Origin of the sequence: Gimibacter soli, from assembly GCF_028463845.1 — a bacterium.
GTDB classification, from domain to species: domain Bacteria; phylum Pseudomonadota; class Alphaproteobacteria; order Sphingomonadales; family Kordiimonadaceae; genus Gimibacter; species Gimibacter soli.
The window spans coordinates 2797267-2811500 of record NZ_CP116805.1; the positions used below are offsets into that span (position 1 = coordinate 2797267).

Consider the following 14234-nt stretch of genomic DNA (forward strand, 5'->3'; position numbering starts at 1 on the left):
AAGCCCGAGCAGACAAAAGGGAGCAACCCATTGACCAAGTCCAGAAATGACCATGCATCCGTTTGGGACCGCCGCCGGTTCATGCTGGCGGCCAGCGTCGGCGCGCTTGCAACTGCAAGCATGGCCGCAGGGCTGCCCGCGAGCGCCGAAGAGAAATTCCCACCCCTGCCCCCGCGCTCGAAAGCATGGGACGAAGCTACCGTGATGCCACTATGGCCTGGCTCGCCGCCCGAGACCGGCTTCAAGGCGCAGGAACTGCCGGAAAAGTGGCCCGACATTTTCCTCCGTAACATCAGCATGCCCGAGCTGCGGATTTTCCGCCCCGCAAAGCCGAATGGCCGCGCACTCCTAGCCATTCCGGGCGGAGCTTACAAATTTGTCTCGATCCAGAATGAAGGCGTGGATCTTGCCGCCGAAATGACAGCGCGTGGCTACACCGTGTTTGTTCTTGTCTACCGCCTCCCCGGCGAAGGCTGGACAAACCGGTCAAACGTGCCGCTTCAGGATGCGCAAAGAGCCGTCAGGCTGGTGCGGCATCACGCAGACAAATTCGGCTACGGCAGCAACAAGGTTGCCGTCATCGGCTTCTCTGCCGGTGGCCACCTTGGGGCATCGCTGACGACCGCCTATGATGAAGCTGTGTATCAGCCGGTTGACAGCGCAGACAAATTGTCCGCCCGGCCTGATGCCTCCGGTCTGATCTATCCTGTGATCAGTGTCGAGGCGCCGGTCACCCACGCGGAATCAGCATTGTTGCTTCTGGGCGCCAATCCCTCGGCGCCGCTTGTGGCGCACCGGTCGCCAGCGAACCATGTCAGTAACGACACACCTCCGGTATTCCTGATGCATACAGTGGATGACCCGGCCGTGCCCATCGAGAACAGTCTGCTCATGATGGCTGCCCTGCGGCAAGCCGGACGCCCTGTCGAGGCGCATTTCTATGAAGAAGGCGGCCATGGCTTCGGGCTCGGATCGCCGGACATGCCCGTGGGCGAATGGCTTACGGCCTTTTCCAAATGGCTGGATCGGCATTTAGGCGAAAACTGACCAACTGTTTCTGGGAAGGCAGGCGACCGGATATCGCCTGCAATTGATTTCTATCGGGAGGACTATGGATGACAACCTTCAACAGACGCGATTTGATGAAACTGACGGGCACCGCCATGTTGGCCGCGCTGGCAGCCCCGAAAGCCATCGGTGCCATGGCATCGGAGCCCGCCAAGGCAAAGCCGGTAGGCGATCCGCTTCAATATATCGACCCTGAACTGCGCCCTGCAGCTGAACAGGTTCTCAAGTTCACGGCCGACATGCCGCCCCTCAGCATGGAAGGGCTGCCCAAGTTGCGGGCCGGCGGCGCTGCCTTCGCCGCGCCGCACCTGCCGGAGATCCCGGTAGAGGAACGCACCATTCCGGTCGGCAAGGGCATGCCGGACGTCAAGATTTTCATCGTAAACGCCAAGGCTGGGGCCAAGCGCCCCGGCATCCTGCACATGCATGGCGGCGGCTATATCGCCGGCGCTGCCAAGTGGGAAATCCGCTATGTGCAGGAAGTCGCCCGTGATCTCGATTGCATCGTGGTAAGTGTCGAGTACCGGCTGGCGCCGGAGACGACCTATGTCGGCTCGGTCGAGGACAATTATGCCGGCCTGCGCTGGATGTACGACCACGCAGCAGAGCTGGGCCTTGATCCCGACCGTATCGCCGTCATGGGTGAAAGTGCCGGTGGCGGCCACGCCGCACGCCTCGCCATCACAGCGCGTGACCGGGGCGAGGTACCGCTGGTGCTGCAGGCGCTGATCTATCCGATGCTTGATGACCGCACAGGCTCGACCATTCATCCGCCCGCCCATATCGCTACTGTTGGTTGGGACGGCCAGGCCAACAAGTTCGGCTGGCAGTCCTTCCTCGGGCAAGAACCCGGCGTGAAAGGCGTCCCGGCGGCGGGTGTGCCTGCGCGGGTCGAGGACCTTTCCGGCCTCGCCCCGGCCTTCGTGGCGGTCGGCGGCGTTGACCTGTTCGTACAGGAAGACATTGCCTATGCAACACGTCTGCTTGAGGCCCGTGTGCCAACCGAACTACTGGTGGTGCCCGGTGCATTCCACGGTTTCGACCGCGTTGCACCGGAGACATACCCGGCACGGCTCTTCACCACTTCAAAGCTGAATGCCCTGCGCCGCGCGTTCGGCGAAACACTTCCCGCGGCCTGACCCTCGTCCGCTTTGCCGCACCGGTTCCTCGCCGGTGCGGCACCCTCAAAAAAATTGCGATCATCGGGAGCACCCAATGAAACCTGTCCTGAAGCTTTTGACGCTCGGCCTTTTCGCCCTGCAGGCGAAAGCCGCTGATCAGGGCGCCACCGCCCTGAAGGCCGGCGCTGCCAAGGTGGAGTTCACCCCTGCCCTCGCAAGCCTGCCGGAAGGCTTTATCGGCATCCTTGATCCCGTCTACGTACGTGCCGTTGTACTGCAAAGCGGCAAAGGCAAAGCAGCCCTCGTCAGCGTCGATGCAGGCGCCATCCCGGACGGTGTTTGGCAGGCAGCGAGTGATGCTGCCGCAAAACTCGGCATTCCGAGAGAAGCACTGCAGGTGACAGCCACCCATACCCACAGCGTGCCACGCGATCTGGGAGATGTGCTGTCAGCCAGGATTGCCGACGCATTGAAAGCAGCCGCTGCGCGGCTGGAGCCGGCAAACATCGCCTACGGCGAGGGCGTTTCTTTCATCAATGTGAACCGCAATATCATCGACCCCGAAACCCGCAAATGGTGGGAAGGCCCCAATTACGACGGCCCGTCAGACAAGACCGTCGCCGTTGTGAAGGTGGAAGCCGCAAACGGCACACCGATTGCGCTTTACTATAATTATGCGGTCCATGCCGTGATAACCGGCCAGCTTGATAAAGTCAGCGGTGACATCCCCGGCGCCACCTCGCGCTATATTGAGGATGCACTCGATGACAAGGCCGTCGCGCTGTGGTCCGAAGGTGCGGCCGGCGACCAGAACCCGATCTTCTTCCAACAGACCTATGACCTGCGCGAGATCCGCATCAAGGACTTCGCCGCACGCGGCATCGACATCAGCAACACGATGCTGCCCGGTGGCAAGGGGCTTGATCGCAGCAACCCGCAGGTCCAGAAGTTGATGAAACAGCAGGAGCAGATGATCGCATCGATGGGCCAGATGCTGGGCGAGGAAGTCCTGCATGTGGCGCGCAGCAATATGAACCGGGCGGAGACTGTGCCCGCGATCTATGGCAGCCAGAAAGATATCACCTGCCCCGGTCGCACGCGCACGGATGAAGGCCGTGCCGGTGCCCCCGGCACTTATATGGATGCCGATCCGGTACCCATTCGCCTCAGCCTCCTGCGGGTGGGCGATATTGTGATCGGTGGGGTGAATGCCGAAGTGTTCAACCCCATCGCCACGAAATTCAAGGCGCGTTCCCCGTTTGCCCGCACCATGATGGCAACGCTGACGAACGGGTATGCGCCGTCGGGCTATATCCCCCACGACGCGGCCTATGCCCAATATACGTTCGAGGTGGTCTCATCCCGCCTGAAACCGGGCTGCGCAGAAGAGGCCATCACAGACGGGCTTCTTGACCTGATCGAAGGATCAGAAAAAGCCCGCCTGCGCTGACCTATCGGCCTTATCGCTTTATGCTGCGCAGTTCGTCCTTGTCAGGGGCGAACGCAAGCTTGGGTTCGTCGTCCCAGATCATGCATGGCTCATCCGCCGCCTCGTAAGGCTTCCAATTGGGGATACCGGCATGATTGGGATTACCTGTCCGGGCGAAGGCGATCCACGCATCTGCCATCCGGTCGCTCAGTGCCTTGGCGCGCGGGCCGCCGCCCGTCATGGTGTCGCACCTTTCGGTATTGGCAAAAACGAACGGGATATCTAGGCAATGGAAGGCGCGGGGGCGGCCATCCAGAACCGGCGTCTGCCAGTTGAAGGAATAAAGATAGGCGGGTGCACCGCCGAGCGCTGCCTTTGAGGCCGCCTGATCGATCGCCGCCTGCCGGACAGGTGAGGTGGCAATCCGAGACCAGAGATCGAAGGGAGAGGCTTCCGGCGTGCGTGCCGCAAAAGCCTTCACGATCCGGCTGCCCTGCCCCGGGAACATGGCCTCGGCTTTCGCGGTAAGCCCTGCCTTGTCCATCCCCTCGTCTGCCGGTGTCATGACGCCGTTAATGAACTCATTCAGCGTGGTGCCGATCATCATCGGAACGTCCGCCGAGATACCCGGCGCCTTCGGCGCAAAGGGAGCAGACGGAATGATGCTGCCATCCATCACCGGGGCAAAATTGAGGTTCCGGGCGAACTGGCGCACGTCCACATAGCCGGGGAACGGTTCATTCTCCCGCTGCATGACAGCATCACACGCCAGTCGGACATGGTCATAGGGCATAGTTTGAAGTTCATCCACCGTTTGCCGGTTCAGCCCCAGTTCGGCCACCACCAGATCGGCTAAACGCCGTGACATATCCTGCGAAATCGCATTGGTGAACGACCCGCTTTGCACCACAGCCCGGTGGAACAGCCCTTTTGCCACTGGTATGCCCATCAGCGCGCTGACCTTGGCGCCACCACCCGATTGGCCGAAGATTGTCACTCGGCCCGGATCACCGCCGAATTCCGCAATGTTGTCCCGCACCCATTCAAGCGCTGCGACGATATCGAGCATCCCGACATTGCCGGACCGGGCGTAGCGATCGCCGTAGCCGGAAAGATCGAGATAACCGAGAAGATTGAGCCGGTGATTGAGTGTGACAACAACCACGTCACCCCGGCGCGCCAGATTCTCGCCGTCAAATGCGGGCAGGTCATGCCCTGATCCTGCGACAAAACCACCGCCGTGCAGCCAGACCAACACCGGCCTACGAACGCTATCCCTGACACCAGGAGACCAGACATTGACCCTGAGACAATCCTCGCCCGCCACGCTGTCGTTCCACTGGAAAATGAAGGCGGATTCGTCGTGAAAGCGGCCCATGCCCTTGTCTTGCGGGGCGATCAGACCGTAATGCAACGAACTGCGCACACCCGCCCACGGCTGTGGCTTTTCGGGCGCACGGAAGCGGTTCTCGCCACCTGTTGAGGCGCCATAGGGCATGCCCTTGAAGGTGAAGATCCCGTTTCGGATATAACCGCCAACCCTGCCATACTGTGTTTCGACGACTGCCGCACCTGTCTTTGCAACGAGCCGGTCACGACCGGCCCTTGCTTTTCCACAGGCAGGCTCGGCGGCTGTCACCCCGCCTATGCCCGAGGCTGCCCCTGCAGCCGCCCCTGCGAGAACGGCAGCCCCCTTCAGGAAGGCGCGGCGCCCGACCCGATCATTTGAAGTGTGGTCTGAATGTTTGGTCACGAAAGCCTCCCCGATATGTCCCCTTCCGCAATCCTCCGCCCTGACAGGCGGCATCCTGCTAGCTGAAAAGAAAGAGGGCCGAGTTCTTAAGATACCCGGCCCTCTCCTCACTCACTCAGTCGGTTGCCTCAGTTCATATAGAGCCTGAAGGCAACACCGATCGTGCGGGGACGCGGCCCTGCCAGAAGGGTCGGGCCATTGGCCGAAGTCGGGCCACGCAGATCGCTGAGGTTGGAGCCGAAAAGACGGAACTCATACTGGTCGCGGCGGAAGGCGATGCTCGCATCATAAAGCTCGTAGGCATCAAGCTCGTCTACCGTCGCATCCTGGTTCTTTGCCTTGCCATTGAAGGTGGCGGAGGCATTGGCCGTCATTTCCCAGTCGCCAACCGTGGTGCTGTAGTCCAGATCGAAGCGGACATTATAAGGCGGGGTATTGAACAGCCGTTCGCCGTTGGCGGCACGCGGTGTCGCCTCGGCAAAGGCCGGGATCACATTGGTGAATTCCGACGAGTTATAGTTGGCAATCGCATTGACGCGCAGCCCCTCGATCGGGGTCATCCACTGGATTTCGGCATCGATCCCCTGGGTCTTGCCGTCCCCAAGGTTGGCGAATGCCGAGAGCCCGATCGAGGTGTTAAAGGCGCTCTGCAGGTTGGTATATTTGATATCATAGACACTGGCAGCAACCTGCAGCCGGTTATCGAAAAGCGAGCCCTTGGCACCGATCTCGATGTTGCGCAGTTTGTCTGGGGTGAGCGAAATATCGCTCGGCACACCGTCCGCGATCACGGCATCAGCCTGCGCCTGCGATTGCAGGATGCTGCTACGGAAGCCCGTACCGGCGTTGATGAACAGCATCCAGTCGTCGCTCGCGTGATAGGCAAGGTTCGCCCGCCACGTCCATGCATCAAGCTTGTCGTCGCTGGCAGCCGGCACCCCGTTCGAAACGGAGTCCGAGCTGCGGCTGTCCTTGAAGTAGCGAAGACCAAAAAGCGGCACCAGCTTGCCACCGAACATGTCGTAGCTGATCTCCGAGAAGATCGAGCCGTTCTCGGTGCGGGTGATGGTCTCGCCGCCAAGGGCAAGCGTCGGGAAGTTCAGGCTGAACTCGTAAACACCCTTGGCATTCTGGTAGAACATGCCACCAACCCAGTGGAACGGGCCGTCATCCGAGGAAGCAAGCCGGAACTCGTTCACGAAGTTCTTGGCGTCGCCCCCGTTGATCAGGATGCCGGTGCCAAGCGGCGCGCCAAGGCCAAGCCCCACACCAAACCCGCCGGGCAGCGAGCGCTGATAAGAGGTCGCGTTGGTAAGGGTTACCGTATCGAAATCATAAGTAATCGTGTTCGAGAAATAGTTGGCGCTTCGCTTGTCGTAACCCTCGAACGTGCCCTGGTTGGCAGCATACGGCGGATCGACCGAGTCCATCACATTCAGATAGTCTTGGTCTGTCGAGAAGTGCCACCCGCGCATCCGCAACGTCAGCTGGTCGCTGGGCTTCCAGAGCACCACTGCCTGGATGTTTTCGGCCTTGATATCGTTCGCATCCGTCTTCAAGGGTGTGCCCGTCGGGGCCCCTTCATAGATATCATTGTAGCCGGCGCGGAAGTCGTAGCTGCCGCTGATGCGGATGGCGAGCTTGTCTTTCACCACAGGGATCGACACTGCTGCCGAGCCACGATAGTCGAAATCGTCTGCGTCCTTGGTTTTGGAAAGCGAAAGCTCACCCTCCACTCCGAATTCTTCGAGGTCCGGGTTCTTGGTGCGATAGATGATCACACCACCCATCGAGCCCTGGCCATAGAGCGTACCTTGCGGGCCGCGCAGCACTTCAACACGTTCGATATCGAAATATTGCAGCGGCGGCGCAGCCTGGAAGTTCGGAACACCGAAAGGCGTATCATCGAGATAATAGCCAACCATACCATCGCCGACCGGGCCACCAGCGCCTGACCCCCGGAACGAGAAGATGCGATAGCCCGCACCGATCTCCTGCGCTTGCGAGGCGCCGGGGATCAGCTTGATCAGCTCGGCACCTTCGCGAATATTGCGGGCAGCAAGCGAGTCCCCGCTGAAGGCCTGAATGGCCATGGGCACGTCGCTCAGTGCCCGCGCGCCTGTTTTGGTGGCGGAGACGACGATCTCGTCGATAACAAATTCAGTGTCAGCGTCCGCTCCGCCCTGCTCTTGCGCCTGGGCGGCATTACCGGCCAGAACCGCCAGAATGGCATAAGCCGCGACACTGGATGAAAGACCCAGACGGCGCATCCCAGCCCCGGCGAATCCCTCTTTGTTCATGCTGGAGGCAGAATCCAGCAGGCTCGCGTTGTTCATAAGCATAATCCCTCCCCAATGCTCTCTGTACAATCGATTGGCTTTTCCCTAGCACGACCAAAAACCCTTTACAAGAGGCCAATACAAACGATTGTATTTTTGTTGGAGAAAATGCAGGACACTGCCGAGGCGAATCCCCCGGACCAACGTGACGGGAAGAACAAGGGCTTTCTGAAAGCGCAGCAATCGGCCCTTACATGGCTAACCCAATCACTGAAGCCCCCAGCCGCGATAATCACCACTGAACCCGTGATCTGAACGAAGTGGCCTGAGCTTCGCCGCTACGCCGGCATCGGACCAGCAACTACCCCGCTGGTTGAGGCTATAAAATATCAATAAAATCAATAACTTATAGTCATTGGTGCCCGCTGCCGGCACCAGAGTTATAATTATATCAATGAGTTACAAGCACTTGGCGCAAGTTTGGCGCACGAATTTTGGCGTCACGAGGCCCCCGTCGTTATAAGAGGCACACTCTGAACTGATGAAGAAGAATGACCTGAATCAGCATCCTTTGCTTCAATCATCAGACTCACTCTACGGCAGACCTTTATTTGCATCAATTGCCTGACCGTCAGCGCCGGCAGGTAGTCAGAAGGCTCGACCATTTTGGGTGTGCATTACCTATTTATGATTGTATATTGCGTGCGTTTTCACGGAATGCACATGAACAGGGGGATGCCATGGGCCGGCGGGGGGCTGCTGACGCTTGGCGAAAGAAGCTGCAAGACGGCATCAGTGAGCTGCGGGCGCGGACTTGTTCGGCGCGGCTCTTGGTGATCGATAGCAACGGCTACCTTCACAATGACATTTCCCGGATACTGCAGCCCGGGAAGTTTGACGTGCGGTGCGTTACATCAGGCCGTCAGGCGCTTGAAGCATTGTTCGATGGTAGTGCATTGCGTGCCGCCCCTGCCTTCGACGTCGTTATTGTTCCTCACGAAGCGGATGCAAGTGACGGCGCCGGTATCTGCCATGCCCTGCGCCGGCTGTTCGGCAAACGGACCCTGATTATACTCGCATTCCTGCCGCCCTATCTCGACGAGCAAACAGTCCTTGGCTATCTGGCAGCCGATGTCGATGAAATCTGCATCTACCCCCTCAGCCGCATCGCGATGCAGAACCATTTCCGGATGCTAGCGGACCTCGTGGCCGAACGTCGCCGCACCCGAATACTTGGTGAGTTTCAGGCCGCTGCGGGATCGTATGGTTCAGTTGCAGCGGCAGCCGCAGCGGCAGCAGCCCTCCTTGCCAATGACATCCATGTCAGGCGGGCAATTGCCGTGCATGAAGATCATCCTGACATGCTGACCCTGGCCGCGATCACGCCACATGCCGAGGGACAACCCTATCGCCTTGTCGGCACACGTCTCGCTATCGCGGTGTCCGGCGGCGGGGGGCTTCAGTTGCTGGTCGACTATGACGTCGCGCCGCAGCAGGCCGATATCGATTTCGCCGTGGCCCTTGTCGGCGCTATAGCCGCCGACCAGACACGCCCGCTTGAAATAGACACAATGCGGGGTCTTCTGGCCATTCAGGATGGCCGCAATGAAATTTCGGTCATCAAGGGCGCCAACCAGTATTCCGAGATCGTTTTCGCAAGCGGCGCCACCCAGCTTTTGCTGAAAACGCCGCTAAAGACCATTGCCGGGCAATTCAGCGCCGACTTTGTCCAGTGCCACCGATCCTATCTGGTGGCGGAGCGCTGCGCCTGGGCCGCCAGTCACAACCGCAATGGCCGGTTCACGCTGAAGCACCACCAGCACACCATTCCGGTCGGGGACAATTATCTGTCCATGGTCAGGGCATGCCACCCTCACTGGTTCCATTGAAGCGCCGCGCCAGCCCCTGAGTCTTGCCTTTCGGTTACACACTCCTTGCGCAGCAACACTTCTCTCCTGCCACTCACTCATGGCCATCCCAGGCGGCAAGGCAGGCGACGACCGGCCTTCGGCACCAGCCTCCCCGGTTCACTCATTTGAAGTTGCTCAAAAAACTACCACTGCGAGTGTAGGCCGGGAATGCCTAGGGGGTTTCGGCCATGATCGAGTCAGCGCTGGAGCTGTTGCGCCACCAGCTGAGCGACTATATCGCCCACCGTCTGGGCCTGCCGGACGATCAGCCGCGCGCCGTGCTCGGCCCGATCGTTGATGAACAGGGGCGTACCGCGATTCCGGCAAATTCCCTGGGTGTCAGCCTGATCAACCTCGAAGAGGACAGGATCAATCCGCTACCGGGCAAAACAACGATGAATGCCAGTCAGGTAACATATCAGACCGTGCCGACCAAGCTCACCGCCTATGTGATGCTGGCCGCGAACTTCAGCGACTATCGCGAGGGGCTCAAGACCCTCGGTTGTGCGATCGAGATGATCCGGTCGCAGCCGGTCCTTACCGCGGCCAATGCTTCGGCGATGCCGGATGATCTTGACGTGCTGAGCCTTGAGCTTTGCTCTTTCCGCCTTGAAGACCTGAAAGATGTCTGGTCTTTCCTCGGGGGTCGCTACCATCCGTCGATCATTGTCCGCCTGAAAGGGATCGTCGTGGATGCGCGGCAGGTGCGCGGCCTTGGCACGCGGGCAATGGAAGCGCTGCTCCAGATGCTGGGGAGGTCATGATGCCCGGCGCTGCCCTGTTTGAACTCGTCACATCCCATGCCTACAGGGGCGGCGCCATCGAGCCGGATATCGGCTTCGTGCCCTCGCCCGCCACAGGGCAACTCCTGACGGCCCACGGCCTTGCGGCCCGAAGCGACAATGGCAGCCTGAAAATCGCCCGCTTCAACGATCGCAAGCCCTGGTTCGACGACCGGCCGCATGGCCCGCTCCTCTTTGCCGTCACAGCGCGCCGCGATGAAGTATTCCACTATACCGAACTGCCGATGGATAGCCCCGGCAGGGGCTGTGCCCCCGCGAAACCCGTGGTCGCACAAAAGGAATTTGCCGTCGGCCGGACACGGGCACATGCCGAATTCGGCAATCTCGCCGGCTGGCTTGCCGGCCTCCGGGCCTTTCTTGCCCTGATCATCCCGACCAGCTTGCTGGAGGGCAGCAGTCGCTGGACCCTGCCGCTTGCCGCCCGGCGCGCTCATTGGCGGTATCATGTGCTTTCAAACAGCCGGGAGCTGCAGCCCGCGAACCGGATGCTCATTGACGGAACTCCGGACGGCCTTTCGTTCAAACCGCTTGATCCCGGCCGCCGGGATCTGGCCGAGGCTGAAACGCTTGAATCCGATACCCCCTGGCCGCTGTCGGAACAGGGTCTGAAATCTGCCCGCCTCCTGCTTGAACGTCAGGGGCGGGATCCGAAAATCCTGTTCAGCGGCCTGCCCGCGCCGTCGCCCTTGAGCCTGCGAATGGTTCATGACGATCCGGCGCCCCGGGCCGACGCATTTCTCTATGTCTGATCCATCTGGTGAAAGGGACGACCATGCCAGCATATCGTACGCCTGATATCTACATCGAGGAAATCCCCCTCTTTCCGCCCTCAATTGCCGAGGTGGAAACCGCCATACCGATCTTCATCGGACATACGCGTTTTGCCGAATACCAGGGGGCTTCCCTTCTGAAAAAGCCGATCAAGATCCGGTCGCTGATGGAATATCACGAACGTTTCGGCCGCCAGCCCCCTGCCTGCATCGGCGATATTGCCATCAATGCCCAGAACAAGCTGGAAAGCGTGCGGCAGGTGGTCAGCTACAATCTGTATGACAGCGTCAGCATGTTCTTCATGAACGGCGGCGGGGCCTGCTACATCCTTTCAATCGGGGATTTCACCCTGCCTTCGATCAATGCCTCCGGCGCGATCACCAAAGACAAATATATCGAGGGCCTGCAACTCGCCGCCAAGGTAGACGAAGTGACGCTGATCCTGATGCCGGATGCCGTCAATCTGCCCGATCAGTCGCTTTATACCGTCCAGCAACAGGCGCTGGCCCAGTGCAACACGCTGATGGACCGTTTCGCCATTTTCGATCTTTACGAATATGAGGATGCAGGCGGCACCAGCGGCTGGGAAAAAGGCGTTCAGGAATTCCGCGACAAGGTGGGCATCAACTATCTGAAATATGGCGCTGCCTATACGCCCTATCTCGTGGCGGATATGGACCGTCCGCTCGGCTTCGCCCATTTCCAAAGCCGCATCACGAAGAACAAGGTGCCGGTGCAACTGGAAGACCTGACCGACGACGCCAGCATCGTGGACCTGATCCGCGACACATCCGAAGCGAATGACACCGCCACCCGCATGTCGACGGTCACCTATGGCAATCTGGCGCCAACTTCGCCGCTCGTGAATGTGATGCCGAACCTCGTAAGCAGCCAGCAGACCTCGGACCTCGAAGCGTTCGTTGCCGGCTACAAGATTCCCGATCCGCCGGCCGGCGTCACGCCGGACCCGAATGCGCCGAAGCCCGCGAGGCCGAAAACGCTGCAGGAGCTTTACAACCAGATTTCGGCCGCGCTCCGCAGCGTCAAGAAGGACGCCGACCAGAAGCCCATTCTCGGCAGCCTGCAAGACCTGACGTTCAAGGTACTCACTGATGTCGTCATGGCCAAATGGCTGATGAGCGACGCCAACGCCGACGCCGTGCGTCAGCATGTGAATGATCATCTGGCGTCGTTCATCGAGGATCTGGTCGCCTCCGGTTCATCCGACTATCCGCAGATTTTTGCGGACATCCTCGGGCGGATCGACACCCTGTACAAAGCCGCGGGCCTCACGAAACCTGCAGCGGATGACGATGCCGCGAAACTCGGCAACCTGGGACGGGCCATCTATGCGCTGTCGAAGTCCGCGAAGCCGACCGGTGTTACGGCGTCGACAGCCGACCAGAAGGCCCAGACGGATACCTTGTTCCGCGCCGCGCTCAGGCTGATCTCCAGCGTACAGACAGGCGCCTATCGCCACCTGAACAATCTGGAACAGAGCCTGCGCAAGCTGTTCCCGCTCTATAACAATATCGTTGAACGGGCGGAGCGCGTGGTGCGCACCATGCCGCCTTCGGGCGCCATTGCCGGGCTTTATGCGGCGGTCGACCGCGACCGCGGGGTCTGGAAAGCCCCCGCCAACGTTTCCCTGGCCTCGGTTTCCGCACTTACCCACCAGATCGACTCGTTCGGCCAGGAGTCGCTCAATATCGATGTCACAGGCGGCAAATCGGTCAATGCCATCAGGCCGTTTGTTGGCAAAGGGTTCCTCGTGTGGGGTGCCCGTACCCTGATGGGGAACGACAATGAATGGCGCTATATCTCGGTCCGCCGCTTCTTCAACATGGTGGAAGAGTCCGTCAAGAAATCGACCTACTGGGCCGTGTTCGAGCCCAACGATTCCAACCTTTGGATGAAGGTGAAGTCGAGCATCGAGGCCTATCTGCATGAGAAACGCATGCAGGGGGCACTGGCCGGGGTCACCGACAAGGACGCCTTCGTTGTCAATGTCGGCCTCAACAGTACGATGACGGCACAGGATATCCTTGAGGGACGATTGATTATCGAAATCAAGATGGCGGTTGTCCGGCCCGCCGAATTCATCATCATGCGGTTCATGCACAAGATGCAGGAATCCTGAGAAGAGGGGCGAATCGCTGATTCGTCACGCAGCTAGGGACCACGACCATGGCAGATGCAAAAGACTACCCAATTCCAAGCTTTCTGTTCCAGGTGTCCGTATCGACGCTCGGCAGCATGTATTTCAGCGAGGTATCGGGGCTCACGCGTGAGAACGACCTGATCGAATATAACCACGGCATGAACAAGTCTTTCAGTCCGCTGAAGATGCCCGGCCGACAGAAATATTCGAATGTGACGCTGAAGCGCGGAATCATCGTCGGGCAGAACAATTTCTTCGACTGGATCGGCCAGAACCTCTGGAACGTCGCCAACCGCCAGTCACTCATCATCCAGCTCCTCAATCAGGAGATGGCGAACGTGGTGACATGGAAACTGGTCAGCGCGTGGCCTGTGAAGATCGAGGGGCCGACCATGAATGCCGGCGCCAGCGAGGTCGCGATCGAAACCATGGAAATCGCCCACGAAGGCTTCACCATCGAACACAAGAGCTGACAGGCGATGGCGAGCAGCAGTGATCCTTTGCCCGGCTTCTATTTCAGCGTCGAGTTTGCGGCCCTGCCGACCCCGGACCGGGACATGTGTTTTCAGGAGGTCAGCGGACTTGAAGCCAAGATCGACTATGAGGAGATCAAGGCAGGTGGCCAGAATACCGAAGCGCTGTTTGTGCCGAAGCCCGTCGGTTTCGGAACGCTCAGCCTGAAACGGTCACTGACCACAAGCTCGGCTTTTGTCACCTGGGTCGAAGCCGCCCTATCGATGTTCAGGTTCGTGCCGGTTGACCTGCTTGTCTGCCTCAAGAACCAGAAGGGCAATCCGGTAGTTGCCTGGTATGTGGCCGGGTGCCTGCCCACCAGCTGGACTTCGACAGGTATCGACGCCACCAAAAGCGATCTGGTGATCGAAACGCTGGACATGAAGTACCGCTACTTCCGCCGTCTGACACCGCTTCTTTCCTGAG

11 protein-coding genes are annotated in these 14234 nt (G+C 59.8%); 9 read left to right on the top strand and 2 right to left on the bottom strand.

Annotated features, from left to right (window positions below; genetic code table 11):
- Nucleotides 1-30: 30 nt before the first annotated feature.
- From PH603_RS12920 to PH603_RS12930, 3 genes are all read left to right on the top strand, one after another.
- Nucleotides 31-1047, top strand: coding sequence for an alpha/beta hydrolase (locus tag PH603_RS12920; protein WP_289502954.1), 1017 nt, complete (start codon nucleotides 31-33; stop codon nucleotides 1045-1047).
- A 68-nt stretch (nucleotides 1048-1115) separates the two neighbouring features.
- Complete coding sequence (locus tag PH603_RS12925) at nucleotides 1116-2207, top strand: alpha/beta hydrolase (RefSeq protein ID WP_289502955.1); 1092 nt, start codon at nucleotides 1116-1118, stop codon at nucleotides 2205-2207.
- A 76-nt stretch (nucleotides 2208-2283) separates the two neighbouring features.
- On the top strand, nucleotides 2284-3639 hold the full coding sequence (locus PH603_RS12930) for a hypothetical protein (RefSeq protein ID WP_289502956.1): 1356 nt from the start codon (nucleotides 2284-2286) through the stop codon (nucleotides 3637-3639).
- A 10-nt stretch (nucleotides 3640-3649) separates the two neighbouring features.
- Here the strand turns inward: PH603_RS12930 and PH603_RS12935 are convergent, their stop codons facing one another.
- Together PH603_RS12935 and PH603_RS12940 are read right to left on the bottom strand one after the other, a co-directional pair.
- Nucleotides 3650-5371 carry a carboxylesterase/lipase family protein gene (locus PH603_RS12935; protein ID WP_289502957.1) on the bottom strand — a complete coding sequence of 574 codons (1722 nt, stop codon included), beginning with the start codon at nucleotides 5369-5371 and terminating at the stop codon, nucleotides 3650-3652.
- A gap of 128 nt (nucleotides 5372-5499) precedes the next feature.
- The gene (locus PH603_RS12940; protein WP_289502958.1) at nucleotides 5500-7707 is read right to left on the bottom strand and encodes a TonB-dependent receptor; all 2208 of its coding nucleotides are present in this window, start codon (nucleotides 7705-7707) and stop codon (nucleotides 5500-5502) included.
- An 842-nt stretch (nucleotides 7708-8549) separates the two neighbouring features.
- Between PH603_RS12940 and PH603_RS12945 the strand changes: the two genes are divergently transcribed.
- The 6 genes from PH603_RS12945 to PH603_RS12970 all read left to right on the top strand — a co-directional run bounded on the left by PH603_RS12945 (nucleotide 8550) and on the right by PH603_RS12970 (nucleotide 14233).
- Nucleotides 8550-9539, top strand: coding sequence for a LytTR family DNA-binding domain-containing protein (locus PH603_RS12945; RefSeq protein WP_289502959.1), 990 nt, complete (start codon nucleotides 8550-8552; stop codon nucleotides 9537-9539).
- A gap of 209 nt (nucleotides 9540-9748) precedes the next feature.
- Complete coding sequence (locus PH603_RS12950) at nucleotides 9749-10324, top strand: Pvc16 family protein (RefSeq protein WP_289502960.1); 576 nt, start codon at nucleotides 9749-9751, stop codon at nucleotides 10322-10324.
- Entirely contained in the window at nucleotides 10321-11112 is a 792-nt protein-coding gene (locus tag PH603_RS12955) for a hypothetical protein (protein ID WP_289502961.1), read from the top strand. Before PH603_RS12950 ends, PH603_RS12955 begins: the two co-directional genes overlap by 4 nt.
- 23 nt (nucleotides 11113-11135) lie before the next feature.
- Nucleotides 11136-13274 carry a phage tail sheath family protein gene (locus PH603_RS12960; RefSeq protein WP_289502962.1) on the top strand — a complete coding sequence of 713 codons (2139 nt, stop codon included), beginning with the start codon at nucleotides 11136-11138 and terminating at the stop codon, nucleotides 13272-13274.
- Between the two features lie 47 nt (nucleotides 13275-13321).
- Nucleotides 13322-13768 carry a phage tail protein gene (locus PH603_RS12965; RefSeq protein WP_289502963.1) on the top strand — a complete coding sequence of 149 codons (447 nt, stop codon included), beginning with the start codon at nucleotides 13322-13324 and terminating at the stop codon, nucleotides 13766-13768.
- A 6-nt stretch (nucleotides 13769-13774) separates the two neighbouring features.
- A complete protein-coding gene (locus PH603_RS12970; RefSeq protein WP_289502964.1) occupies nucleotides 13775-14233 on the top strand; it encodes a phage tail protein in 459 nt (152 codons plus the stop codon).
- The last annotated feature ends 1 nt before the right edge of the window (nucleotide 14234 follow it).